This window comes from Herbaspirillum sp. alder98 (assembly GCF_020179755.1).
GTDB lineage: Bacteria > Pseudomonadota > Gammaproteobacteria > Burkholderiales > Burkholderiaceae_D > Herbaspirillum.
Genome location: NZ_JAIUCY010000013.1, coordinates 103,391 through 129,618, shown reverse-complemented (window position 1 = coordinate 129,618; position 26,228 = coordinate 103,391). Strand labels below are relative to the sequence as shown.

The 26,228-nt window shown below is 65.9% G+C and carries 20 protein-coding genes and 1 riboswitch; of the genes, 5 read left to right on the top strand and 15 right to left on the bottom strand.

Translation table 11 applies throughout. The annotated features are described in order from the left end of the window. Position 1: 1 nt before the first annotated feature. From LBW87_RS21960 to LBW87_RS21930, 7 genes are all read right to left on the bottom strand, one after another. Positions 2-2,116, bottom strand: a complete 2,115-nt coding sequence (locus tag LBW87_RS21960; RefSeq protein ID WP_225203606.1) for a TonB-dependent receptor — start codon at positions 2,114-2,116, stop codon at positions 2-4. Between the two features lie 81 nt (positions 2,117-2,197). Then, positions 2,198-2,584: a DUF2946 family protein gene (locus LBW87_RS21955; RefSeq protein WP_225203605.1), complete on the bottom strand. Its 387-nt coding sequence runs from the start codon at positions 2,582-2,584 to the stop codon at positions 2,198-2,200. A gap of 166 nt (positions 2,585-2,750) precedes the next feature. Continuing rightward, positions 2,751-3,746 (bottom strand): MsnO8 family LLM class oxidoreductase, encoded by a 996-nt coding sequence (locus LBW87_RS21950; protein ID WP_225203604.1) that lies wholly within the window; start codon positions 3,744-3,746, stop codon positions 2,751-2,753. Further along, entirely contained in the window at positions 3,743-4,510 is a 768-nt protein-coding gene (locus LBW87_RS21945; RefSeq protein WP_225203602.1) for an ABC transporter ATP-binding protein, read from the bottom strand. Before LBW87_RS21945 ends, LBW87_RS21950 begins: the two co-directional genes overlap by 4 nt. Continuing rightward, the gene (locus LBW87_RS21940) at positions 4,510-5,553 is read right to left on the bottom strand and encodes a FecCD family ABC transporter permease (protein ID WP_225203601.1); all 1,044 of its coding nucleotides are present in this window, start codon (positions 5,551-5,553) and stop codon (positions 4,510-4,512) included. Before LBW87_RS21940 ends, LBW87_RS21945 begins: the two co-directional genes overlap by 1 nt. After that, the gene (locus tag LBW87_RS21935; RefSeq protein ID WP_225203600.1) at positions 5,550-6,650 is read right to left on the bottom strand and encodes an ABC transporter substrate-binding protein; all 1,101 of its coding nucleotides are present in this window, start codon (positions 6,648-6,650) and stop codon (positions 5,550-5,552) included. Before LBW87_RS21935 ends, LBW87_RS21940 begins: the two co-directional genes overlap by 4 nt. Beyond that, complete coding sequence (locus tag LBW87_RS21930; protein ID WP_225203599.1) at positions 6,640-8,802, bottom strand: TonB-dependent receptor; 2,163 nt, start codon at positions 8,800-8,802, stop codon at positions 6,640-6,642. The genes LBW87_RS21935 and LBW87_RS21930 overlap by 11 nt, the downstream gene beginning before the upstream one ends. A 217-nt stretch (positions 8,803-9,019) precedes the next feature. Further along, positions 9,020-9,250: riboswitch (cobalamin riboswitch) on the bottom strand. A 389-nt stretch (positions 9,251-9,639) separates the two neighbouring features. Between LBW87_RS21930 and LBW87_RS21925 the strand changes: the two genes are divergently transcribed. The 5 genes from LBW87_RS21925 to LBW87_RS21905 all read left to right on the top strand — a co-directional run bounded on the left by LBW87_RS21925 (position 9,640) and on the right by LBW87_RS21905 (position 16,541). After that, positions 9,640-11,748, top strand: a complete 2,109-nt coding sequence (locus LBW87_RS21925; protein WP_225203598.1) for a TonB-dependent siderophore receptor — start codon at positions 9,640-9,642, stop codon at positions 11,746-11,748. A 158-nt stretch (positions 11,749-11,906) separates the two neighbouring features. Further along, positions 11,907-13,343, top strand: a complete 1,437-nt coding sequence (locus LBW87_RS21920; RefSeq protein WP_413927675.1) for an ABC transporter substrate-binding protein — start codon at positions 11,907-11,909, stop codon at positions 13,341-13,343. Next, on the top strand, positions 13,334-14,302 hold the full coding sequence (locus tag LBW87_RS21915; protein ID WP_413927674.1) for an ABC transporter permease: 969 nt from the start codon (positions 13,334-13,336) through the stop codon (positions 14,300-14,302). The genes LBW87_RS21920 and LBW87_RS21915 overlap by 10 nt, the downstream gene beginning before the upstream one ends. Further along, positions 14,299-15,117: an ABC transporter permease gene (locus tag LBW87_RS21910; RefSeq protein WP_225203595.1), complete on the top strand. Its 819-nt coding sequence runs from the start codon at positions 14,299-14,301 to the stop codon at positions 15,115-15,117. The genes LBW87_RS21915 and LBW87_RS21910 overlap by 4 nt, the downstream gene beginning before the upstream one ends. Continuing rightward, positions 15,114-16,541 carry an ABC transporter ATP-binding protein gene (locus tag LBW87_RS21905; RefSeq protein WP_225203594.1) on the top strand — a complete coding sequence of 476 codons (1,428 nt, stop codon included), beginning with the start codon at positions 15,114-15,116 and terminating at the stop codon, positions 16,539-16,541. Before LBW87_RS21910 ends, LBW87_RS21905 begins: the two co-directional genes overlap by 4 nt. 4 nt (positions 16,542-16,545) lie before the next feature. On the opposite strand, the gene LBW87_RS21900 is transcribed toward LBW87_RS21905, so the two are convergent. From LBW87_RS21900 to LBW87_RS21865, 8 genes are all read right to left on the bottom strand, one after another. Further along, positions 16,546-17,553 carry an XdhC family protein gene (locus tag LBW87_RS21900; RefSeq protein WP_225203593.1) on the bottom strand — a complete coding sequence of 336 codons (1,008 nt, stop codon included), beginning with the start codon at positions 17,551-17,553 and terminating at the stop codon, positions 16,546-16,548. 12 nt (positions 17,554-17,565) lie between these two features. After that, positions 17,566-19,758 carry an aldehyde oxidoreductase molybdenum-binding subunit PaoC gene (gene paoC / locus LBW87_RS21895; protein WP_225203592.1) on the bottom strand — a complete coding sequence of 731 codons (2,193 nt, stop codon included), beginning with the start codon at positions 19,756-19,758 and terminating at the stop codon, positions 17,566-17,568. Between the two features lie 3 nt (positions 19,759-19,761). Beyond that, positions 19,762-20,715, bottom strand: a complete 954-nt coding sequence (locus tag LBW87_RS21890; RefSeq protein WP_225203591.1) for an FAD binding domain-containing protein — start codon at positions 20,713-20,715, stop codon at positions 19,762-19,764. After that, positions 20,712-21,371, bottom strand: a complete 660-nt coding sequence (gene paoA / locus LBW87_RS21885; protein ID WP_225203590.1) for an aldehyde dehydrogenase iron-sulfur subunit PaoA — start codon at positions 21,369-21,371, stop codon at positions 20,712-20,714. The genes LBW87_RS21890 and paoA overlap by 4 nt, the downstream gene beginning before the upstream one ends. 671 nt (positions 21,372-22,042) lie before the next feature. Further along, positions 22,043-23,728: a putative bifunctional diguanylate cyclase/phosphodiesterase gene (locus LBW87_RS21880; protein WP_225203589.1), complete on the bottom strand. Its 1,686-nt coding sequence runs from the start codon at positions 23,726-23,728 to the stop codon at positions 22,043-22,045. A gap of 40 nt (positions 23,729-23,768) precedes the next feature. After that, on the bottom strand, positions 23,769-24,137 hold the full coding sequence (locus LBW87_RS21875; RefSeq protein WP_225203588.1) for a response regulator: 369 nt from the start codon (positions 24,135-24,137) through the stop codon (positions 23,769-23,771). A gap of 216 nt (positions 24,138-24,353) precedes the next feature. Next, on the bottom strand, positions 24,354-24,974 hold the full coding sequence (locus tag LBW87_RS21870) for a response regulator transcription factor (RefSeq protein ID WP_225203587.1): 621 nt from the start codon (positions 24,972-24,974) through the stop codon (positions 24,354-24,356). After that, positions 24,971-26,065, bottom strand: a complete 1,095-nt coding sequence (locus LBW87_RS21865; protein WP_225203586.1) for a sensor histidine kinase — start codon at positions 26,063-26,065, stop codon at positions 24,971-24,973. Before LBW87_RS21865 ends, LBW87_RS21870 begins: the two co-directional genes overlap by 4 nt. Positions 26,066-26,228: the final 163 nt, after the last annotated feature.

Sequence of the window (26,228 nt, the reverse complement as noted above, 5' to 3'; positions counted from 1 at the left end):
CTCAGAAGCGATGGTTGACGCTCAACTGCACCTCGCGCCCCGGGCCATAAAGCCATTGCGTGTCGGTGTAGTAGGCAGTGGCGAAATAGCGCTTGTCGAATACGTTGTTGCCGCGCAGCGTGACGGTGGTGGCGGCGGTGGCCTTCCAGCGCAACGCCAGGTCGGTGGTGGTGTAGGCCGGCAGCTTGAGCGTATTGGCATTATCGGCAAAGCGCTGGCCGACGTATTGCAGGCCGGCGCTGGCCGTCCACGATGGCACGAAGTCCCAGCTGAGCCAGGCATTGGCCAGGCGCTGCGGCACGTTGGTAGGCAGGTTGCCGCTGCGCGAGACGGCCACGCCGCCGACCGATTCGCTGAAGTTGTCGAAGCGCGCGCGCAGCAGCGTGGCGTTTAAGTCCAGCCGCAGGCGTTCGGCCAGTTCCAGCGCCAGGCTGGCTTCGATGCCACGCGAGGATTGCTGCCCGACCTGCTGGCGCAGCGCCGGGTTGCTGGGGTCGCGCGTGAGCAGGTTGTTCTTGCGGATGTCGTACACCGACACCGTCCACTCGCCGCGTTTGTTCCAGAACACCTGCTTCACGCCCACCTCAAGCTGCCGACCTGTGGACAAGTCGAACTGGCTGTTGGCCTGCGTCAGGAACAGCATCGAACTGACCGGATCGGCTGCCTTGGCGTACTGCCCGTACACGCTCAACTCGGGCGTGATGGCATAGACGCTGCCCAGCCGCCAGCCGACATTGGAAAAATTCTGGTCGAAGTTGTTCGCACTGTTGACCAAGTCGTTGCGCGAGACATTGGAATGGTCATAGCGCAGGCCAGCCAGCACCGTCCAGGCATCGGTCAGGTTGAGCTTGTCTTCGGCGAACAGCGAATATTGCTGGGCCTTGTTGCGATAGCGCGGGATAAACGCCACCGGGCTGGCGTAGGTGCCCGGATCGAAGCTGACCGGATCAACCGAACTGAAGCTGCCGCTATAAGTATTGTTAGTGTGCTTGAAGGTGCTGCTGCTGATGTCGAATCCGACCGCCACCTGGTTCTGCAGGCCGAACAGGCGGCCCTTGAAGGTGGCGTCGGTGGTGTTGCCGGTCTGCGTCTGGTCGTGCCGGATCTCGGTGGCGTCGCTGCGATCGATCAATCCCGAGGAAGCGTTATAGGTATAACTTTCGGCGTTGCGCCAGTAACGGTTGCTGTTGACCTGGTAGAAGCGGGTATGCAGGGTGGTGTCGCTATTGGGCGTCCATTGCGCCTCCAGCTGGGCCCAGCGATCACGATAATCGATGGCGCTGTCGGCCACGTTGTAGTTCTTCTCGCGCAGGGCTGGCAGTTGCTGGCCATTGATCAGCGGCGTGCCGAAGTATCGCATCGGCCGCTGGTGGCCCTGTGCATAACTTAATTGCAGGAACAAGTCGGGATTGACGTCGAGTCGCAGAGCCCCCGAAAAACTGAGGTTATTGGAATTGCCACGGTCGACCCAGCCATCGGAACGGTCGCCGCTGAGGTCGACCCGGTAAGACAGCATGTCATTGATCGCGCCGCCACTGCCCAGGCCCAGGCGACGCGTGTTGTGGCTGCCGACGGTGGCCTCGACCTCATTTTCGATCTTGCCGCGGGTCGGCTTTTTCGGGACCACGTTGACCACCCCGCCAATGGCGCCATCGCCATAGATCACCGAGGCCGGACCGCGCAGGACTTCGATGCGCTGCACGCTCCAGGTATCGAATGGAAAACTTACCCCTACCCCGCCGTACTGGCGCACGCCGTCGTACAGGCGCATCACCGAGGTGGTGTCGGTGAAGCCGCGCACCGACAGCGAGCTGCCGCTGTTGCCGGGATGCCCCAGGCTGCTGTAGCCCGGCGCGCGCGTGATGGCTTCGACGATGCTGGCGTCGCCGCGCTCTTCAAGTTGGGTGCGGGTCAGCACGCTGACGCTGGCCGGGTTTTCCAGCGGCGTCAGGTCAAGCCGGGAACCTACGCTCACCGGGTTCTGCAGTTGCGCCGGGCTTTGGGCGCCCACCGTGATCTGGGGCAAGGCATCGGTGGACTGGGCGTGTACGGCCGGTGTCAGGCACAACAGCAAGGGGACGGCAATGCGGCGGTGCCGCATGGAGGTTTTTTTCATGATGAATGAGGGATGCAATAAGCCTGGCGCGGGCGCAGGCGGCCCGGTGCGCATGCTACGGTGAGCGCGACCGGGGTCTGATCAGGATCGGCTGCGATCGATCAGCGGTGGCCCTCGGGGACGGTGGGTCCAGGCAGCGGTGACCGTCGGTGGCGAGAGCAGGACCGACGCGGTCGGCGGCAACCCGCGCCAGCGTTGCGGCGCAATGATGTCGATGTGCGGCAGCAACGCCGGCGCATGATCGTATTTGCTGCAGAAGGCGCAATGGGCTGCATGGGTGGGCTGGGCGTCGTCCTGCCGGTTGTCGTCAGCGCGCTGGGCGGTGCCATTGAGCGAGCAGATTTCCTGCCACGGGGCAGCATGGGGAGCGCCCACCAGCGCGTGCGCCAGCCCCGTGCTCAACATGCCGACAATGCAGGCGATGATGAGCCAGGCGGTCAGTCGCAGGCGTCGGGGGTGAAGTCTCATGGAGGCCGATTCTAACGCCCACAGCAGCGTCCGACATATCCGCCCGTGGCAGCCATGAATCGGGAATATCGACCGAAATCCTTGGTGGACAAGGCATTGCAAGCGATAGCGTGGCGCGCCGCCAGGCACGACTGCGACAATTGGTCGCACCGGATGCGCGTTATTTCTAACTCAATGCATCCTTGAGCAAGCGAAACGAGGTAATCCGGTCGGCCATATGATAAGTCCAGTTGGTCATGCCGATTTCATCTGCGCCGACGCTGCCGGCGATGTGTTCGATGCGGTTCGCGATGTGCCTGGCGTCGCCCACCAGGTTGATCTCCAGCTGGCCGGCGATGCGCGAAGCATGCGCAGGGTTGGACGCGGTGACGTGCGCCACTTCGGGTGGTTCGAGCGGCAACCGCTGTCCCCGGTCGAGATGGATGCGCCACAAGGCGCGTGATGAAAACAGGTAATGCGCCTCTTCATCGCTGGCGGCCGCCAGCGCGAAGAACATCATCGCCGTATAGGGTTGCGCCAGAAATGCAGAGGGCGCGAAGCTGGCGCGATAGGCCGCAAACACGGCCGCCTCGATGCCCCGGCTCTGCTCGGCCGAATAGTTGAAACACATCGGCAAGCCGAGTCGTGCAGCACTGTGTGCCCCGGCCACGGACGTCACCAGCATCCACGGCAGCGCCGTGGTCGCCGTGCGCGGCAGTGCGCGCGTATCGTTGTGCCCCGCTTCACCCAGCCAGCGCAGCAATTCAGCTACTTTTACCTCGAAGCCCTCGCGCTCGCTGCTGCCATGCGGATTCAATACCGAGAAGATCGAAGGGTCGCCACCCGGTGAACGGCCCAGGCCCAGATCGATGCGGCCCGGCGCCAGCGCTTCGAGCACGCGAAACTGTTCGGCCACCTTGAACGGTTGATAGAACGGCAGCAGGATACCCGCCGCGCCGATGCGCATGCGCGTGGTCAGGCTGGTGAGCGCGCCCAGCATCACCTCCGGCGCGGTGCCGACGATGGCGCCGTTGTTGTGATGCTCGGAAACCCAGAAGCGGTGGTAGCCGAGCGCCTCGCATTGCTGCGCCAGTTGCAAGGTGTCGCGCAGGGCCTGGGCATGCGAATGGCCGGCCAGGCAAAACGACTGGTCGAAGGCGATCAAGGGGCGCTGCGGTGTCATCGTCGTCCCGCCACCGGGATCACGTAGGGCATGCCGTCATCGCTGCCGACGATGGCATCGACCCCATACACCGCCCGCAGGTTGTCAGCCGTCAGCACCTGCTGCCACGGCCCCTCTGCGTGGAGGCGACCGTTCGACAGCAGCACCAGCCGATCGGCCAGGCGCGCCGCCAGCGCCAGGTCGTGAATCGCGACCAGCGCTGCGGTGCCACGCTCACGCGCCGTCGCGCGCACCACCGCCATGGCCTCCAGCTGATGGCGCAGGTCGAGGTCGCTGGTGGGTTCATCCAGCAGCATCAGGCTGCTTTCCTGCGCGATGGCGCGCGCCAGCATCACGCGCTGCCGTTCGCCACCGCTCAGTTGATCGACCGCACGTGTGGCCAGGTCCTGCAGTTGCAGCCGGTCGATGATGTCGGACACGATCTGCATGTCGCGGTGGCCGCTCCCGGGTCGACGATGCGGCGAGCGGCCCAGCAGCACCATGTCGACCACCCGTAGCGCCATGCTGGAACCGCCCTGCTGCGGTACCCACGACACCAGCCTGGCCAGCTCGCGCCGACCCAGAGTGGCGGCGTCGCGTCCATGCAGGGTGACCTGGCCGCGATACGGGCCGGCGGTCTGGTTGATACAACGCAGCAGCGTGCTCTTGCCGGCGCCATTGGGCCCCAGCAGCGCGACCACTTCGCCGGCGGCCACCTTGAGGTCGATGCCTGCCAGCAGTTCGCGCGCGCCGTGGTGGAAATGGAGGGAATCGAGACCGAGCATCAGAGGGCTCCCCGATGGCGACTGCCCAGCAACAGATGCAGGAACAGCGGCACGCCGATATAGGCCACCACGATCCCGACCGGCACGATCACCGGCGCCAGCAGCAGGCGCCCGGCCGTATCAGCCGCCAATACCAGGATCGCGCCGCAAGCGGCCGACAATGGCAGCAGCCAGCGATGGTCGCCGCCCACCAGCAAGCGCGCGATGTGCGGCGCCACCAGCCCGACAAAACCGATCACGCCGGTGAAGCTGACGATGGCCGCCGTGATCATGACCGCCGCCACCGTCACCACCGCGCGCACCCGCCGCACCGCAAAGCCCAGCGAGGCCGCCACTTCGTCGCCGCCGGCGGCGAAGGCATTGAGCGCCCAGGCATGCGCCAGCAAGGCCGGCGCACATACCACCAGCACCACGGCGGCGATACCGACCTCGTGCCAGGTGATGCCGTTGAGCGAACCGAAAGTCCATTGCACGATGGCCGACAATTGCTGTTCGCTGGCGATGAATTGCACGCTGGCCGTCAGTGCCGCGAACAGATGCGTGAGGCCGATGCCGCCCAGCACCAGCATGGTCGCGGTCACCCCGCGCATGGCGGCCAGTCCCAGCACCAGCACCGCGCACGTCACCGCACTGGCGAAGGCGGCGGCGATGATGAACCAGGCGCCGGATGCGCCCAGGTTGGCGCCCGCCAGGATCGCCAGCGAAGCGCCGAACGCTGCCGCCGGCGAGATGCCCATCGTGTATGGACTCACCAGCACGTTGCGCGTGACGCCTTGCATGGCGGCCCCCGACAAGGCCAGGCCGGCGCCGGCCACCAGCGCCATGGCGGTGCGCGGCAGGCGCAGCTCCAGCAGCACCGCGCGCGCGGCCGGGTCGCTGCCGGCCGAACCCAGCAGGTGCAGCAGTTGCCCCGGGCTGAAGTCGCGCACCCCGAGACTGAGCGAGATCGATATCAGCAACAACAGCAACATGAATGCGCCAGCGCACAGCCACTGGCGGCGGCGTCGTTCGTGGCGCAGGCGCGCATGCAAGCTGCCGGTCATCGGCGCAACTCTGCCAGCGACACCGAATAGCCACCCGGCGCCGGGACGTTCTGGAACTGCTCCAGCCAGCGCTTCATCGCCTGTTCGGGATCGATGTCGGCAAAGCGTTCGGGATACAGCCATTTGGCGATCTGCAATGCGCCGATGATCTTGGAACAGGCGCCGGCCAGGTAATAACTGATGTGATAGACCTGGCCACTCGCGACCGCCGGCAGGCTGGCGAAGCCGGGCCGGGAGGCGACGCCTTGCAGCACCTGTTGCGAGAAGGCCCTTGGATGCGGCAGGTATTGGCCCGGCTCCAGCTTGACGATCACCTCCGGCCGGCGCGCGATCACTTCTTCGGGGTCGACCGAGAAACCCTGCACGCTGCCGCGCGCCGACGGTTGCGCACCGATCTGCACATCGCCGAATACGTTCTGGCCGCCGCCCAGTTCGACCATGTCATGCCAGCCGGAGCCCTTGAGCAGGGTCTTGTAGTTGCCGACTTCCTCGATATAGACGCGCTTGCGGACGACGCCGGCCAGCCGCTGCGCCAGCAGGTCGCGGTAGCCCCGATAGAAGGCGTTCAGGCGTGCCGCCCTCGGCTGCTGGCCGAACAGTTCACCCAGCAGCGTGACATTGCTTTCGTGACGCAATACGTCCCACGCGGTCAGCACCACCACCGTGATGTGAAACTGCGCCAGCACCTGGGCCGCTTTCTGCCAGTCGCTGTTGCGCGGCATGAACACCACCTCGGGCCGCATCGCCACGATGGCTTCGAAGTTGGGGCTGGACTGGCCCTGCCCGGCCAGCATCGCCGGCGTCACGGTGGGCCAGTAACCGCCGCTGCGGGCGCCATCGATATCGACCCCGACCACTGCATCCATGGCGCCGACGGCCCGCACGAATTCGGTGGTGTAGCGGTTGAACACCACCACCCGCCTGAGCGGCACCGGCAGGTTCAGTTCGCGCCCGACATCGTCACTGAAGCGCAACCGGTTGCCGTCGTGCTGCAATATCGTGAGCTCGGCCGCATGGGCCGGCAGCAGCACGCAGGCCAGCAGCAGCGCCGCCAGCCAACCCCGCCAGGCGCCCGGGCGCGAACGCTCAGAAGCCATAGTTCATCGTCAGTGTATAACTGCGCGGCGCGCCCAGCACCCATTGGGTGGCCGTGCCCGCATAGGTCGACGCGGCATAGACCTTGTCGGCCAGGTTGTCGATGCGCAGGTCGAACTTCAGGCGTTCGTTGACGCGCCAGGCGAGCCCGGCATCCAGCACCGTGTAGGCCGGCAGGCGCGAGACGTTGGTGTTGTCCGAATAGCGGTCGCTGACATAGTGGGCACCGCTGCGCACCTCCCATTGCGGCAGGAAATTCCATGCCACGAACAGGTTGCCGGTACGCTTGGGGACGAACTGCGGACGGTAGCCGCGCAGCGAGGTCGGACGGCCATTGACGCTGGCCACGAAGTCATCGAAGCGGGCCTGCAGGATCGAGGCATTGGCCTCGATGCGCCAGTCGCGCGCAGGACGGATGGCGATCGACGCTTCCAGGCCGCGCGACGATTGCTGGCCGACCGTATCCGAGATCGCGGTGTTGTTGATGTTGGGCGTGAGCAGGTCGCTCTTGATGATGCGGTAGGCCGCCAGCGTCCAGTCCAGCTTGCCGTCCCACAGCGATTGCTTCACGCCGGCCTCGACCTGCTTGCCGCGCGAGAGCGCGTATTGCATCTGCGAGGCGCTGATGCTGGCCAGCGACGTGGCCGGGTCGGACGCCACCGCATATTGCGCATAGAGGGCGGTATCGCGCACCGGGTTGAACACCACGCCGCCATTCCACGACATGGCGTTGGTATTGCCCGATGAGGTGATGCCGGTGAGATTGTCGTCGCGCCGGGTCTGGTAGTTGTCGCCGCGCATGCCGCCGCTGACCGACCAGCGCTCGCTCAACTGGTAGCGATCTTGCAAGAACAGGCCGGCCTGGTCGACCGTGACGCGGTACAGGTAGCGCATGCTGGCGGTGGTGCCCTGGGCGAAGCTGCCGGGACTGAAGCTGGCGGCGCTCACCGTGGTCGAGCCGGGAAAGTTGCCCGAGGCATTGGTGTTGTCGTTGCGGTCGTACACCGAACGGTTGAAGTCGAAGCCTGCCACCAGCTGGTTCTTGCGCCCCCACAACTGGCTATCGATGGTGGCGTAGCCGTGGTCGCCGTACTGGGTCTGGTAACCGACGATGTCGCGATAGTTCGAGCGCAGCACGTTGCCGGTCGTCGGGTTGTAGGTATAGGTGTAGGTTTCCTTGTAGCGACGCTCGTGCTTGATCAGGTAGACGTCGTTATTGAATACCACGTCGGGCGTGGCCTGGTAGCGCGCGCGCAGGTAGGTGCGGTTTTCGGTAAAGCGTACCTGGGCGTCGTCGACGTTGAAGTTGCGATAGCGCAGCGACTGGATCACGCTGCCGCCGCTGATCGGCGTGCCCTCGTAGCTGCCGGGATTGATGTCGCCATAGTCGTTGGACAGCGTCAGCGTGAGGTCTTTGGTGGCTTGCCAGGCCAGCGCCGCCGAAACAGTGGTGCTGTCGCTGCGACCGCGTTCCATCCAGCCATCCGAGCCGACATGGCTGGCGCTGATGCGATAGGCCCACTGGTCGTTGAGCGGCCCGGTGCTATCGATGGCCTGGCGCCAGGTGCCGAACGATCCAGCCGACAATTGCACTTCGTTGGCGGCACGGTTGAAGTCCGGTTTCTTGGGGATCACGTTGATGGCGCCGCCGATGAAGCCGGTGCCGTACAGCACCGAGGCGGGGCCATTGAGAAACTCGACCCGGTCCACGTTCCAGGGATCGAACGGGAAGGTCACCACGCCGCCGGCATTGTAGAGCTGCATGCCATCGTAGAGTTGCGAGATCGAATTGGGGCCGTAGAAGCCACGCGCCGACAGCGAATTGTTGCCGTTGCCCGAGAACGGCACCGAGGTGATGCCGGGCGCACGCGTCTGGGCGTCGAGCAGGGTCTGGTAACCGCGTTCGCGGATCGTCTCGCCGGTGATGGCGGTCACGCTGGCCGGGGTCTCCAGCGGCGTCAGGTTGAGCCTGCCACCGGCCGTGCCGGCGCGCTTGAGTTCGCTCTCGGTCGGGGTCGAGACCACGATCTCGGGCAAGGCGCTGTCGCTGCCCTGGGCGTGGGCATCAACGCCCAGGGCCGAGAATGCGGTGGCCAGCGCGAGCACAAGCTGGCGCTGACGGAGGGTGGTGTTGCTGCTGTCGAACTGTTTCATTGCCGCTTCCTGTGGGTGGCCGTCAGGCGGCCGTTTCTTGTGAAGCGCGCCTCCCCGCGCGCCGCGATCAAAGGAAACAGAAAGCCGGAGTCCGGTGACGGCCATGGCAACGCCGTGCGCCAATCGCAGCGCGCAGCAAGGCTGCGCCATGCGGCACACGGTGGATCCTTCAGGAAAATGATCGATATCGCCAGGCAGTCACGACACACCCCGGTCGCCTGCATCCATCCGTCCTGGCCGGTATCCGGGCTAACAGGGCCAATCGCCACGCCTTCCCATGCAAAAAAGCACAGTGGACCTCGGAGGCGACCTGCCGCAAGAAATGCGGCGCCTGTTTTACCGTTGCGGGGGCAGCACACGTTGTGTCGTCGACCGTCAGCCGACGCGTGTTTCCCGTTTAACTGCGGCCGAGAACCCGGCCGCGAGCACCAAAACAGGCGAATCATACTTGGGGCGGGGGCTTTTGGATAGTTGCCCGGCGCACGCGACAAAACGTCGCAGTTGCATTGAACGCCTGCCCACGCCGTCCGGCGCCGTGTATGATGCTCGCGTTTTGGTGCGCCGCCTTGCTCAACGACGGCCTTTATCCGGGACAATTTGCCCGATGCAGCCGATCGCCACGTATCGTGACTGCCAGGTGTTACCGCATTTCACTCGTCCAGCCAACTGCAGGAACATGCCGTCGCCCGCCTGCGAGATGTACCGCAATGCCATTCGCATTTTACAAATGCAACAATGTTGCAATACAATGCGCAGCGCCGTGCATGGACAGTGCCGTGCATTCAGATCAATCGGTGTGTCGCCTGAGAGGCCGATGCCCACAGGGGAAGGTAAGTCATGAACAATCCGTCCATACGACTGGCGGTAATGAGTCTGTTTGCGTGCGCGCCGTTCAGCGCGCCCGCGCTGGCAGCCGACAACGCAGCCAGCGGCCTGGCGCCGATCGTGGTCACCGACGACGCCGAACGCGCCGCCTATCGTGCCCGCAGCAACAGCAGCGCCACCCGCACCGACACGCCGCTGCAGGAGTTGCCGCAAGCGGTGCAGGTGATCGGTCGCCAGCAGCTCGACGACCTGGCCGCCACCCGCCTCGACGACGTCTTGCAAAGCGTCAGCGGCGTGGCGCGCCAGAACAACTTCGGCGGCCTGTGGGACAACTATTCGATCCGGGGCTTTTCGGGCAACGAAAACGGCGGCATGAACATCCTGTGGAACGGCTTTGCGTCCAACCGCGGCTATGCGCCGCCGCGCGACACCGCCAACGTCGAGAGCGTCGACTTCCTGAAGGGCCCGGCTGCCGCGCTGTACGGCAACAGCGAACCCGGCGGCACCATCAACGTGGTCACCAAGAAGCCGCAGTTCAAGGCAGCCAATTCGGTCGACCTGTCGGTCGGCACCAATGACTTCTATCGCAGCACGATCGATTCCACCGGGGCATTGGCGCCGACCGTTGCCTATCGCCTCAACGCCGCCCTCGAGACCCGCGGCAGCGTGCGCGATGACGTGCGCAGCAAGCGCGAATTCCTGGCGCCGGCGTTGACCTGGGTGCTGGGTGATCACACCATCCTGAACTACGAAGCCGAGTTCCTGCGCCAGCGGGCGCCGCTGGATCGCGGTATCGTCGCGATCAACGGCAATCCGGCTGCATTGCCGGCGTCGCGCTTCCTGGGCGAGCCCAATGACGGCGACATCAAGATGGAAAACCAGAGCCATCTGCTGACCCTCGAACATCGGCTCAACGAAAACTGGCAACTGCGCACCGGCGTGTTCCACAAGCAGGGCGCACTGAACGGCTACTCGACCGAAGCCTCGGCGCTGCAGGCCGACAACGCCACCCTGCGTCGCCAGCGCCGCTACCGCGACTACAGCTGGCACGACACCTCGTTGCAGGCCGAGCTGGGCGGCAAGTTCAATACCGGCGACATCGGTCATGAAGTGCTGGCCGGGATCGAGGCCGACTGGCTCACGCTGGACCAGCGCATGCTGCGCATCAATCCGAGCGCCGGCGCGCCGTATGCGATCGACATCAACAATCCGGTCTACGGGCAGGCGCAACCGACCCCGACGCTCAACACCAACACCGCCGAGCGCCAGAGCAGCGTCGGCCTGTACCTGCAGGACCAGGTCAAGCTGGCGCAGCGCTGGCGCGTGCTGGCGGGAGTCCGTTTCGATACCTTCAAGTCGACTCTCAACGATATGCGCAACAACAAGGTCACCACCCAGGACAAGGGTGCCGTCTCGCCACGCCTGGGCGTGACTTATCTGCTCAGCGATGCGTTCTCGGTCTACGCCAGCGCCAGCAAGTCGTTCCGCCCCAATACCGGCGCCGATTTCAACAGCAATGCGTTCGCCCCGGAAACTTCGCGCGCCGGCGAAGTAGGCGTGAAATGGCAAAGCGCCGATGGCCGCAGCGGCGCCACGCTGGCCGCCTTCGACATCACCAAGCAGAACGTGCTGACCGCCGACCCGGTCAACACCGGCTTCTCGATCAGCGCCGGCGAAGTCAAGAGCCACGGCGTCGAATTCGACTTCAGCGGCAAGTTCGGCCATCACTGGCGCGTCGCCGGCAACCTGGCCTGGACCGATGCCTACGTCGCGCGCGACAACACGCTCAAGACCGGCTCGCGCCTGGTCAACGTGCCGCGCACCTCGGGCAGCCTGCTGGCGATCTATGAAGATGCGGATGCCCGTGGCGGCGTCTGGGGCATCGGCGGCGGCCCCAGCTATGTGGGCGCGCGCAGCGGCGACCAGGGCGACACGTTCGAGTTGCCGTCCTACGTCACGGCACGCGCGCTCGGCTACTGGCAGGTCACGCCCAAGGTCAGGCTGTCGCTGGATGTGAACAACCTGTTCAACAAGCGCTATACCGCCAGCTCCTACAGCAACCTGTGGATCATGCCGGGCGACGAACGCAGCGCGGCGCTGACCGTGCGCGTGAAGTTCTGAGGCCGCCATTGAACATCATCAACAAGCGCCGCGCGCTGTTGCAGGCCGCCGGCGTTCTGGCGGCCTGTCCGGCCTGGGCGCATGACGACGGCCAGCCGCATTCGCACGCCATCAGCGCCGCCACCGGCGACGTGCTGACCATCGTCGGCCCGTGGGAAATGACCGGGCTCGATCCGTCGCGCGCGGGTTATATGTTTTCGCGCATGGAGGTGGTCGAGACGCTACTGGACGTGGACGACGAAGGACGCCTGCAACCGGCCCTGGCGCGCCGCTGGGAAGTCAGCGGCGATGGCCTGCAATGGCGCTTCGAACTGGCGTCGGATCGGCGCTTCCACGATGGCAGCGCCGTCACACCGGCCAGCGTGCTGGCCTGCCTGCAACGGGCGCAGGCGCGTCCGGGCGTGTTGAAGCTGGCGCAGATCACGGCCATGCGGCTGGACGGCGCGCAATTGCTGGTGCAACTGGCGCGCCCTTTCTCGCCACTGCCTTACCTGTTCACGCATTCGAGCACCCAGATCCTGGCGCCATCGGCGTTCGGCCCGGATGGCAATGTGCGCAGCATCATCGGCAGTGGCCGCTTTGCGATGGCCAAGCTGTCGCTGCCGCAGCAGTTCGACGTGGACCGTTTTGCGGCGCATCCGGATAACGCCGGCAGCGGTCCCGCACGGCGCATCGAGAAGGCCCGCTACATCAGCGTCTCGCGCGCCGAAACCCGTACGCTGCTGGTCCAGAGCGGCCAGGCCGACATGGCCTTTTCGCTGGATCCGCCAAGCATCCGCGCCCTGCAGCACAGTGCGCGGGCGCAGTTGATCAACACCATGCTGCCGCGCACCACCTTCATCAAGCTCAATGCCGGTCATCCCTGGCTGGCCGATGTGCGGGTGCGCCAGGCGATCTCGCTGTGCATCGAACGCGAAGGCATCGCCCGCGCCCTGCTGCGCGACCCCGACCTGGGCGCCACGCAACTGTTCCCGCCGTCGATGCGGCTGTGGCACGATCCGGCGCTGCCGTCGTTGCGCACCGACCTCGCCGCGGCACGCACCTTGCTGGATGCGGCCGGATGGAAAATCGCCGCCGACGGCATTCGTCGCAATGCCGCCGGCGAACGCTTCGAGCTGTCATTGACGACCTTCGTCGACCGTCCTGAACTGCCCCTGATTGCCACCGCCCTGCAGGAAGAAATGCGCCAGGTCGGCATCGCGGTGCGGGTGGTCATCGGCAACTCCAGCGATATCCCGGCCGGCCATCGCAGCGGTGCCTTGCAACTGGCGCTGGCGGCACGCAACTTCGGCAACCTGCCCGACCCGGTGGCGACGCTGCTGCAGGACTTCGGTCCCGCCGGCGGCGACTGGGGCGCGATGGGCTGGGATGATCGGCAGGTCAGCAGCACGCTGGCCGGCCTGGCCGATGGCCGCATCGATGCCGCCGCCCAGGGTACGGCGCGCGCGCAGGTGGCTGCGGTGTTGCAGCAGCAGTTGCCGGTGATTCCGGTGGTCTGGTATCGCCAGACATGCGCGGTGAGCCGTCGCATCAACGGCGCGTCGCTGGATGCGTTTGAACGCAGTTATCGGATTTCGCAATTGCAATGGACATGATGCGTTTCTCTTCCCTGTTGGCGACCTGGTTGCCGGCGCTGGCGCGGCGACTGCTGCAGGCGGTGTTGGTGGCGCTGCTGGTCGGCACCCTCTGTTTCTTCATGACGCGACTGCTGCCGGGCGACATGGCCTATCGCATCGCCGCCGGTCGCTACGGCTACGACATGGTCACGGCGGCGGCGGCCGAAGCGGTGCGTCACGAACTGGGACTGGACCGGCCATTGCTGGCGGCGCTACTCGACTGGTGGGCGCGCCTGCTGCAGTTCGACCTGGGCCAGTCGCAGGTCACGGCGCAGCCGGTGATGACCGAGATCGTGCACCAGCTCGGCCCGACCTTGCGCCTGTCGCTGCTGGCGCTGGCGCTGTCGCTGTTGATCGGTCCTACCCTGGGCATATTGGCGGGACTGCGTCCGGGCGGCTGGATCGACCGCATCACGCTGGCCGTCTCGGTGGTGCTGCGGGCGCTGCCTTCATTCTTGCTGGGCCTGATCCTGGTGCTGGTCTTCTCGGTACAACTGGGCGCGCTGCCGGCCGCCGGGCATGACGACCATGCCAGCATCATGCTGCCGGCGCTGACCCTGGCACTGGGATTGGCGGCAGTGTCGTGCCGGGTGGCGCGCGACGCCATGGCGGCGGTGCGGGCGTCGCCCTACTTCGACTTTGCCCTCAGCAAGGGGCTCACCCTGTCGCAGGCGATGACGCGCCACGGCGTGCGCAATGTGGCCGCGCCCATCGTCGCCTATCTTGGCGTGCAGCTGGTCTATCTGGTCGAAGGCGTGGTGCTGGTCGAGACCATCTTCGCCTGGCCTGGCATCGGCCATGCGCTGGTGCATGCCATCTTCGGTCGCGACGTGCCGATGATCCAGGGCTCGGCGCTGGTACTGGGCCTGATGTTCGTTCTCTTCAATGCGCTGGTCGACCTGGCTTGCGCCATGATCGATCCGCGTCGCCGCCCATGAAATCACTCCCCTTGTCACTCCTTCCTTCCCGGCTGGCGGCCAGCCAGTGGACCGGCATTGCGCTGTTGCTGGCGATCATCCTGCTGGCGCTGCTGGCGCCGTGGCTGGGCGGCGGCGATCCGGCGCGCCAGCAATTGCAGCGCTTCCTGGAAGCGCCGAGCCTGCTGCATCCGCTGGGCTTCGACCAGTTGGGTCGCGACATGCTGGCGCGGCTGGCGCACGGCACCCGGCTGTCACTGTCGCTGGCGCTGCTGAGCGTGGCCAGCGCGGCCATTCCGGGTTCGCTGCTGGGGCTGCTGGCGGCCTGGTGCGGCGGCTGGTTCGAGCGCGTGCTGGCGGCCGTGGCCGACGCCGTGCTGGCGCTGCCGGGACTGTTGCTGGTGCTGCTGCTGGCCGCGTTTGCGCCGGGCGGATTCTGGCCCCTGTATGTCGGCATCTCGCTGGCGCTGTGGGTCGAGTATTTCCGGGTGGTGCGCGCAGCCTCCAAGGTACTGCTGAGCAGTCCACAGATCGAGGCCTCGCGCATGCTGGGCTTTGGACCGGCCTACATCGTGCGTCACCAGTTGCTGCCCGAACTGCTGCCGCGACTGTTCACGCTGATGCGCTTCGGCCTGGCCGGGGCGGTGCTGGCGATGTCGGCGCTCGGCTTTGTCGGCGTCGGCCTGCAACCGCCCACGCCCGAACTGGGGGTCATGATGATCGAACTGCTGCCGTACTACCATGAGGCGCCCTGGCTGATCGCCGCTCCCGTGGCGGTGCTGTTCGTCATGTTGCTGGGATTGCTGTTGCTGTCGCGCCAGCGGGAGGGCACATGAGCGCACTGCAACTTGAGCAATTGTCGGTATGGCACGGCGACACGGCGCTGGTGCGCGACATCTCCTTCGACATCCCGCAAGGGGGCGTATTCACGCTGCTCGGCGAGAGCGGTTCCGGCAAGTCGCTGCTGGCGCAGGCCATCATGGGCAAGCTGCCGCGTGGCTTGCGCTGCGAAGGCCGCATCCGCATCGCCGGCCAGGCCAGCGACGCCGCGCAGCAAGCCAGCCGCCATGCCGCCTGGGGTCGCCAGATTGCGTTGCTGCCGCAAGAACCCTGGCTGGCGCTGGACCCGACCATGAAGGCCTGGCGCCAGGTGGCCGAGACCTACGAGCTGGTCAGCCAGCCGGCCGCCGACAGCCAGAACGACAGCCTGCGCCAGGCCCGCAGCGGCGCCCGCACGCTCGCCATGCGCGCCTTGCAGTCGCTGGGATTGGGTGACGCTGCCGACAAGTATCCCTTCATGATCTCGGGCGGCATGGCGCAGCGCCTGGCATTTCTGGCAACCCATGCCGCCGGCGCGCCGCTGATGATCATCGACGAGCCGACCAAGGGGTTGGACCATGACCGACGCGCCGACGTGCTGGCGCTGCTGCAGGCGGCGCAACGCGAAGGCATGAGCCTGCTGTGCATCACCCACGATGTCTGGCTGGCGCGCGCGCTGGGCGGGCAACTGGCGGTCATGCTCGACGGCGGCATGATCGAACGCGGCACGGCCGCCGAGGTGCTGGCCGCGCCGCAACGACAGTACACGCGCCGGCTGCTGGCGGCCGATCCCGAACAGTGGCCGGCCAACGCGACGCCCGAGGTGCCGGACGCAGCGCCGGTGGTCACGATCAGCGGGCTGTCGAAGTCGTTCGCAAAACAGACCCTGTTCACCGGCATCGATGCCCGCATTGCGCGCGGCGAGGTGGTCGCCATCAGCGGCCCCAGCGGCGCCGGCAAGACGACTTTCGGCAACCTGGTGCTGGGCCTGATGCAACCCGACAGCGGCAGCGTCACGCGCGCAGCGGGCCTGGCGCCGACGGCATTCCAGAAGCTCTACCAGGACCCGGTGGCGGCTTTCGCGCCGCGCCTGACGCTGCGGCGCTCACTGCGCGACCTGGTGCGCCTGCACGGGCTGGACTGGAATGAACTGGCGCATCTGCTGGCGCGCATGCGCATCGCCGATACCTTGCTGGATCGCCGTCCGGGCGAGGTCTCGGGTGGCGAGTTGCAACGCATCGCACTGGCGCGCGCGCTGCTGCTCAAGCCGGCCTTGCTGTTTGCCGACGAACCCACGTCACGGCTCGACCCGGTGAGCCAGCAAGAGGTGATGCAATTGATGCTGGAGCAATGCCGCCAGCATCACTGCGCTGTATTGCTGGTCACGCACGACCCGCATCTGGCGGCCCGGGCGACCAGCCGCAGCATCGCGCTGCGCTAGCGGCTCAAGGCGCAACGGACCCGCTGGCGCACTTGCCCTGCTCGACCGATATCGTCAGCGGCACGCCGTTCTTGGCCGCCAGGATCTCGGCCATGACGCTGACCGCAATCTCGGGCGGCGTCTTGCTGCCGATGTACAGGCCGATGGGTCCGTGCAACCGGGCCAGGTCGCTGCCGGTGGCGCCGAAATGCGTCATCAGGCGTTCGCGCCGGGCGGCGCTGTTGCGGCGCGAACCGATGGCGCCGATATAGAAGGCAGGGCTATGCAGGGATTCCAGCAGCGCCAGGTCGTCCAGCTTGGGATCGTGGCTGAGCGCCACGATGCAGGTGCGGCGATCGGGAGCAAAGGCGATCACGGCGTCATCCGGCATGTCGGTGACGATCTGCACGCCGGCCACCGACCAGCCCTGGCGATATTCGCCACGCGGATCACAGACGGTGACCTCGAAGCCGTTGAACAATGCCATCGTCGCCAGGTACTCGGCCAGCGCGCCGGCGCCAATGAGCAGCATGCGCCAGCCCGGCCCCAGCGTGCTGGACAATCGATGGCCATCGAATGATAGGGCGGTCGGCACGGTGGCGCGCGTCAGCGCGACCGAGCCGGTGGCGCAATCGACCTGCCGCGTCACCAGCACGCCACTGTCGAGCATGGCCAGCAGCTCGGCCAGGCGGGCGCCATCCGGATCGAATTCGAGCAGCAGTTCCAGCGTGCCGCCGCAAGGCAGGCCGAAGCGATGCGCTTCATCGGCAGACACGCCATAACGCACCAACTGCGGCGTAGCACCCGCATGCCCGCCCAGCGCATCACGCGCATAGTGATGCAACAGATCGTCTTCGATGCATCCGCCCGAGACCGAGCCGACGATGCGCCCGTCGTCACGCAAGGCCAGCATCGACCCCGGTGGGCGGGGCGACGAACCCCAGGTGCGCACCACCGTCGCCAGCAGAGCGTGGCGGCCTTCGTGGCGCCAGCCGGACAGGGCGCGCAATACGCTCAGGTCGATGCTTTCCATGGTGGCCCTTTCCTATACCGGCGGCAGCTTGTCGAGCAATTTGTCGAGCGTCACCGGATAGTCGCGCACGCGCACCCCGGTGGCGTGATAGACCGCATTGGCGATGGCCGCGCTGACGCCACACAAACCCAGCTCGCCGACGCCCTTGGCCTTCATGGGCGAAGAGATCGGGTCGGTCTCGTCGAGGAAGATCACTTCCTGATGCGGGATGTCGGCATGCACCGGGACCTCGTAGCCGGCCAGGTCATGGTTGACGAAGAAACCAACCTGGCGGTCGACCGCCAGCTCTTCCATCAGGGCCGCGCCGACGCCCATGGTCATCGCGCCGATCACCTGGCTGCGCGCCGACTTGGGATTGAGGATGCGACCGGCGGCGCAGACGGCCAGCATCCGGCGCACGCGGATTTCGCCGGTGGCGGCATCCACCGCGACCTCGACGAAGTGCGCACCGAAGGTCGATTGCTGGTAACGCTTGCCAAGGTCGCCGAACTCGATGCTGTCTTCCACCACCAGTTCACCGGCGCTGGCCGCCTGGCCCAGCGGAAATGTCTTGCCCTGGCCACGCACGGTGCCATCGACGAATTCGGCGCTGGCGGCATCCAGCCCCAGGCGCTGCGCCACCGCTTCACGCAACTTCATGGCGGCGGCATAGACGCCGGCGGTAGAACTGTTGGCGCCCCACTGGCCGCCGGATCCGGCCGACACCGGAAAGCGGGAGTCGCCCAGGCGCACCGTGACACGCTCCAGCGGCAGGCCCAGCATCTCGGCGGCGGTCTGGGCAATGATGGTGTAGCTGCCGGTGCCGATGTCGGTCATGTCGGTCTCGACCGTGACCACGCCGGCCGGCGACAGACGCAGCCGCGCGCCGGACTTCATCGTCAGGTTGTTGCGAAAGGCCGCCGCCACGCCGGTGCCGATCAGCCACTGCCCTTCGCGGGTGCTGGCCGGTCGCGCAGCGCGGTGCTGCCAGCCGAAGCGCTCGGCGCCGGTGCGCAGGCATTCGATCAGGCGGCGCTGCGAGAACGGACGATCCGGGTTCTCGGGATCGACCCGGGTGTCGTTGCGGACTCGAAACAGGATCGGGTCGATATCGAGCTTCTCGGCCATTTCATCGATCGCGATTTCCAGCGCCATCAGCCCCGGGGCTTCACCGGGGGCGCGCATGGCGTTGCCTTCGGGCAGATCCAGCACCGCCAGGCGGGTGCCGGTCAGGCGATGCGGCGCGGCGTATAGCAGGCGGGTCTGCTGGATCGCGTCTTCGGGCCCGCCGCCGGGCAAATCGCCAGACCAGCTTTCGTGGCCGATGGCGGTGATCTTGCCGTCACGCCCGGCGCCGATGCGAATGCGCTGGATGGTGGCCGGACGGTGGGTAGTGTTATTGAAGATGAACGGTCGCGGCAACGCCACCTTGACGGCGCGCCCGGCCGCCCGCGCTGCCAGCGCCGCCAGCAATGCCTCGGACCGCAGGAACAGTTTTCCGCCAAACCCGCCGCCTATGTAGGGCGAGATCAGGCGCACGTTTTCCTTGGGCAGGCCGAGCGTCCTGGACAGGTCGCTGCGACCCCAGTCGATCATCTGGTTGGACGTCCACACGGTCAACTTGCCGCCTTCCCACAGGGCGATGGAGGCATGCGGTTCCATCATCGCGTGCGACTGGTCGGGGGTGCTGTAGGTCGCATCGAGACGAACCGCGGCGGCCGAAAAGGCCTTCTCGAAGTCGCCTACCCGCTTGTCGTCCTTGGCGCCGGTGACGGCATTGCTGGCCTTGGCGTGGGCCAGGTCATAAGCGCCCGGCTGTGCCGAATAACGCACTTGCACCAGTTGCGCGGCGGCCCGTGCCTGCTCGAAGCTCTCGGCGACCACGATGGCGATGGCCTGATGATAGTGCTGGATCTCGGGGCCGCCGAACAACGCCGCCGTATTGCGGCCGGCCTTGGCCAGCTTGCCGGCATCGGCAGCGGTGACCACCGTCAATACGCCCGGCGCGCCACGGGCGGCGGATGTGTCGAGCGATTCGATGCGACCCTTGGCAATGGCCGAACCGACCACATAACCATAGGCCGCATTGGGCACGGCCAGGTGCTGCTCATACGCGTAGGGAGCAGCACCGGTGGTCTTGAGACGGCCATCGATTCGATCAACGGCCTGGCCGATGATCTTTTTCTGGTCGATGGGATTGGTAGTGGCGGGGGTATCGAAGCGCATGACTCAACCTTTCCTGGGTTCGGCCAGCACGGCGGCCAGGGTGCGCCGGGCCAGCGTGATCTTGAAGGCATTCTCGGCCGTCGCCGTGGCATCTGCCAGCAGCCGCTGGCCCACCGCGGCAGCGCCCTGGGGCAGGATCGCCTCGGCCGCTTCAAGACGCCAGGGCTTGTGCGCCACGCCACCCAGCGCCACGCGCCCGGAACCATCGGCCTGCAGCACCGCCGCTACTGACACGAGCGCGAAGGCATACGAACTGCGGTCGCGTACCTTGCGATAGATGTGCGTGCCGCCCAATGGACGCGGCAGCACCACCGCCGTGATCAGCTCGCCCGGCGCCAGCGCATTCTCGATATGCGGAGTGTTGCCGGGCAGGCGATGGAAGTCGGCCATCGGAATCACGCGCGCACTGCCATCGGGGCGCACCGTTTCGACGGCGGCATCGAGCAGGCGCATCGCCACCGCCATGTCGCTGGGGTGGGTGGCGATGCAGTCGGCGCTGGTGCCGATCACCGCATGCTGGCGACTGAAGCCCGAGCGCGCCGCGCAGCCACTGCCGGGCTGGCGCTTGTTGCAGGCTTGATTGGTGTCGTAGAAATAAGGGCAACGGGTACGCTGCAGCAGGTTGCCGGCGGTGGTGGCCTTGTTGCGTAACTGGGCGGAGGCGCCGGCCAGCAGCGCCCGCGACAGCACCGCATAGTCGCGTCGCACGCGCATGTCGGCCGCCAGGTCGGTATTGCGCACCAGGGCGCCGATGCGCAAGCCACCTTCGGGCGTGGCGTCGATCTGGTCCAGCGCCAGGCCGTTGACGTCGACCAGATGCAGCGGCGTTTCGACCTCGAGCTTCATCAGGTCGAGCAGGTTGGTGCCGCCGGCGATGAAGCGCGCGCCCGGCGTGCGCGCCACGGCGGCGGCAGCTTGCGCGGGCGATTGGGCGCGTTCGTAGGTAAAGGCCTTCATGGCTGGCTCCCGGCGACTTCGTTGATGGCGTCGAGGATGTTGGAGTACGCGCCGCAGCGGCAGATGTTGCCACTCATGCGTTCACGGATCTCGGCATCGCTCAGCAGGGGCGCCGTGCTCAGGTCGCCGCTGACGTGACTGGGAATGCCCTCCTTGATTTCGCGCAGCACCGACACCGCCGAACAGATCTGCCCCGGCGTGCAGTAACCGCACTGGAAACCGTCGTGCTTGATGAAGGCTGCCTGCATCGGATGCAGTCGCTCGGCTTGGCCCAGGCCTTCGATGGTGGTGACTTCATTGCCATCGTGCATCACCGCCAGCGACAGGCAGGAATTGATGCGGCGGCCATCGACGATCACCGTACAGGCGCCGCACTGGCCATGGTCGCAGCCCTTCTTGGTGCCGTTCAGGTGCAGGTGCTCGCGCAAGGCGTCGAGCAGCGTGGTGCGGGTATCGAGTTGCAGCGTCTGCTGGCGGCCGTTGACGTGCAGCGTGACGCTGGCGGTGACCGGCGCCGGCGTTTGCGGCGCTGCTGCGGGGGTAGGCGTATCGGCCTGAGTCCGGGCGGCGACCGGGGCGTGGGCGGCCGTGGCCGAGAGGGCGCTGACGATCAGCATGTCGCGGCGGGAAATCCGCACATTGGAGAGCTCATCCATGTTTCGCATCCTGGGGCTGGTTTGGTTCGGCAGTCGCCGGATTGCGCCGGCGACAACGTTTTAACTGGCTAAGTGCGGCCACAGGCATGGAGGAATGCGGCCGGCGAAAATCGGACTGACAACTGAAGAGGCGAGAACCGCTGACAGACAACGTCGCACGGCCCCGCGCCCCGAATTGCGCGTTACTAGGACCGGCACATCGCCCGGCGCGTTCCCTGGTTGATGCAAGGGGTGCGCAAGCAGGCTTGCATCACTGCGTGCCTTCAGTCGAAAGCTCTAGCAGCAGAAAGTGCAAGGCATCCAACGGTAGAGCGAAGTTAAGCGCCCCTCGCGCAGCATTACTTGAGATCAGTCTGGACGACAGCAATCCGGCCAGCAGCGATCTTCCCGTGCGCTCTTCAAGCCCGCCGCCAGGTTGCCGCAAGAATGGCTAAAAACGAAGCGAGGAATCTTATATTTTTACCGGTTTATTTTTCCATTTGATTTTTATCATAACCTTTTGATTTTAAATGGAAAATAAAGCTCTAAAAGGTGAATGAAGAGACTTGCTTTGCCGGTTCATTTTCCGGTCTTGTACCGGTCTCTTCACACCATGCTGACCAAGCCCGCCGACGATGGCCTTCAATCTGCTCGTCCCGACAGTTCCGACAGGTTGAAGCCGGAGAGCACACTCAAGCCACCTTCAATTCCACGCACTCGCGCCGCACGAACGGCAGCACATTTTCCTGCGGCAGCGGACGGCTGTAGAAATAGCCCTGGATCTCGTCGCAGTCCAGACGACGCAGCCATTCGCGCTGGTCGATGGTTTCCACGCCCTCGGCAATCACGTCGATGCCCAGCGTATGGCCCAGGCCGATGATGGCCTGCACGATGGCGGCGTCCTGCGAGTTGGGCTTCAACTGGCGCACGAAGGATTGGTCGATCTTGAGCTTGTCGATCGCAAACCGCTTCAGGTAGGCCAGGCTCGAATAACCGGTGCCGAAATCGTCGATCGACAGTTTCAGGCCCAGCGCACGCAACTGGCGCAGCAGCGCAATGGCGGCCTCGGTGCGTTCCATCACGGCGCCTTCGGTGATCTCGAGTTCGAGACAGGCAGGGTCGATGCCGGTACGTGCCAGCAGCGCCTGGATGTCGCCCAGGAAGTCAGGGTGGCCGAAGTGACGCGGCGAAATGTTGACCGCCACCACAAAGCTGCGACCGGTATGCTGCTGCAACAGCTTGATCTGCTCGCAGGCACGCTCGAGCACCCAGTTGCCGATGGCGATGACCAGCCCCGATTCTTCGGCCACCGGGATGAAATCCGCCGGCGACACCAGCTCGCCGCGACGACGCCAGCGCACCAGCGCCTCGAATCCGATCAGTTCGCCATCGCGCAGGCGCTGCTGCGGCTGGAAATGCAGTTCCAGTTCGTCGCGCTCCAGCGCATGCACCAGTTGCGCTTCGAGATCGACACGACGCGCCGATTGGGCATTGAGTTCTTCCGAATACGCGACCCACTGGTTGCCGCCCAGCGCGCGCGCCGACTGCAGCGCCGCATCGGCATTGCGCAGCAGCGCCACCGGATCGCTGCCGTGACGCGGGTATTGCGCCGCGCCCAGGCTGAGATTGGAGAACACTTCGTGCTTGGGACTGCTGAATGGCTGCGCCATGCTGGCCTGCAACGCTTGCAGGGCACGCGCAAGACCGGGCGAGTCCACCGTGTGGCGATACAGCATCACGAAGTTGGCGCCCTCCAGGCGAAACACTTCACCCTGATGGGCCGCCGCCACCGCCCGCAACCGTGCCGACAGGTCGAGCGTCATCTGGTCGGCGAACTCGTGACCATAGGCGCCCACTACCCGTTCGAAACGATCCACGCTGCCCAGCACCACGACATGATCATCGCCCTTGAGTCGCTGCAGGCGTCGCTGCAAGGAACGACGATGGCCGAGGCCGGTCAGGGGGTCGTGGGCAGCCTGATGCGCCAGCGCGTCCTCGGAACGAAAACGGGCCCAGATGTGATACATCATGAACAGCGCCGTCAGCAGCGCCAGCAGGTTGAACCAGTGCACCAGGCGGGCAATGCGATTGATATTGACATCGACCATGCCGCCCTCGCGCAGCAGCGCGGCGACGTCCTGCATGCCCTGCTGCGACAAGCCCAGGCGCAGCAGCGGTTCAGCCGCGGCGCGGATGTTTTCCAGCGTGTGCTGCATCACCACCGACAAGCCGATGCCGCAGGCCACCACGATGGTCAGCAGCAGATAGATGGGCCAGCGCATGTGGCGTCCCAGCTGCAGCCGGGCGCGCTCGCGCCAGTCGTCGGGAAGCGGGGCGGCAGCGCGTGGGCGCAGGGGATTCTGGATCAGGTTTTCCATGCTCGTCCTTCCTTCAGGGATGCCGGCGTGGCGACGGCAGTCAGTGGCCCAGGGCCTGTTCGATCCGCGCCACCATGTCGTTGCCGTCGAACGGCTTGCCCATGAAACTGGCATTGCCGGCCGCCGTGACGCGCGCCTGCAGCGGCGCCGACGGGTAAGCGGTGACAACGATCACGGGCAGGTTCACTTGCTGGCGCCGGAGCAGCTCCAGCAGCTCGATGCCGCTCATGCCCGGCATCTGTACATCGGTGATCACGCAATCGGCCTGCTCGAAGCCGCGCGCAGCCACGAAATCGTCGGCCGAGGGGTAGGTCAATCCGCTCATCCCTATCGAGCGCACCAGCGCCGACAAGGCGTCCCGCATCGAACCGTCATCGTCCACTATGGCTATCTTGCTTGTCTTTTTCACTGCTCATCCTTGTCTCGGCTGCTCTGGCATGGCGTGCCGGCAGCCTTGGCTATCAGGATTGCAGGTTAATGGGGACCGGCCGCGGCGGGAATCATACATTGGTATGAGAGAAAGACCGGCGCCACCGAAAACGCCGCCAGGCCAGGCTGGGTGCGGCCTGCAAGATGATGTCCGGATGGCAATGACAGCCCCGGCAGGCCGCTGGCGCATCGCATCTCAGGACCGCGATGGCTCCAGCGCCTGGGCCATGCGCACCAGGTCGGCGAAGGTGCGGGCTTGCATCTTCTTCATGGCGTTGCCACGATGAATCTTGACGGTGACCTCGCTGGTGCCCAACTGGCCGGCGATCTGCTTGTTGAGCAAGCCGCTGGCGGCCAGCCACATGACTTCGGTCTCGCGCGGGGTCAGGCTGGCATAACGCGCCTGCAGGCTGGAATTGGCCTGGCGCTGGGCCAGCTGGCGCCGGTCCTTCTCGTGCGCGGCGGCAACCGCGTCGAGCAGGTCCTGGTCGCGGAAGGGCTTGGTCAGGAAGTCGACCGCGCCGGCCTTCATGGCCCGCACGCTCATCGGAATGTCGCCGTGACCGGTCATCAGGATCACCGGCATGGTCACCCCCGAACGCGCCAGTTCGGCCTGGAAATCGAGCCCGCTGATGCCTTGCAGGCGCACATCAAGCAACAGGCAGCTAGGCAGGTCGAGCAATGGCCGCTGCAGGAACTCGGCGGCCGAGGCGAAGCAGCGCACCTGCAACCCGACCGAGCGCAACAGGCTGTCGAGCGCGCCGCGCAGGGATTCGTCGTCGTCGACGATATAGACCATGGTGTCGGCGGTGCTCATGCGGCCTCCGGGGCGCCAGCGGTCGGAATGTGGATGCGCATGACGGCCCCCTGCGGCTTGCCGTTCCAGGCGCGGATGACGCCGCCATGGGCTTCGATGATGGAGCGGCAGATCGGCAGCCCCATCCCCATGCCGTCGGGCTTGGTGGTGAAGAAGGCATCGAACAGGCGCTTGAGATGGTCGGGCGCAAAGCCCGGGCCGCTATCGACCACTTCGATGGCCACCCCGTCGCCCTGACCGTCCTCGCCACGCGCGGCCAGCGAGCGGACCAGGATGTTGCGTTCACGCACGCCGGCGTCGGCCATGGCCTGGGCCGCATTCATGACCAGGTTGATCAATACCTGCTGCAATTGCACCTTGTCGGCCCGCAATATCGGCAAGCCCGGTTGCAGCTCCAGCTGCAACTGCGCGCCATGGCGTTGCAGCTCGCGGCGCAGCAGGTCGCAGCTGTCGCTGATCATCTCGTTGAGATCGAGCGCAACGAATTCGGTATCGGACTTGCGCGCCATGCCGCGAATGCGACGGATCACGTCGCTGGCGCGGCGCGCATCGCGCTGCATCGCCTGCACCGCCGAGCGCGCTTCGCCCAGGTCGGGTTCGGGCCGGTTCATCCAGCGCAGGCAGGCTTCGCCATGGGTTTCGATGGCCGCCAGCGGCTGGTTGACCTCATGCGCGATCGAGGCCGCCATCTCGCCCAGCGTGCTCACACGGCTGGCGTGGGCCAGCTGGCTTTGTGCGGTATGCAACGCCTCTTCGCGCTGGATCAGGGCGAAGGCGGCGGCCTGTCCCTTCAGCGCCAGGAAGGCGGTGATGGCGATGGCGGCCAGGCTCACCAGGCAGCGCGCCAGGGCGCCATCGTTCTGGTCCAAGCCATGCGACATACCGTAGGCCACTAGCGTCAGCACGATGCACAGCGTGGTCATGGCGATGACGCCCCGGCGCGGCCAGGCGGCCACCGACAACAGCACCACGGCGACATAAAGCACTGCGATGGCCACGTCCAGCGGGGTCAGCGCATCGATGGCGAAGATCAGTGCGGCAAGCGCGATGGCGCATACCGGCACCAACGGTGAACGGGCAGAAATGTACATGCGGATCCCAGCGTGGGCGGAGCCTGTTAATAGAATTATTTCGCTTCCAGCGGAACACGAGTATAAATGCCTGACACATGTAAAGACATGCGTATTACACCAAAGTATAAGTATCGGCAGGCAACGCAATTGTTCACATTAGCGAGTCGGCATGCCGAAACAG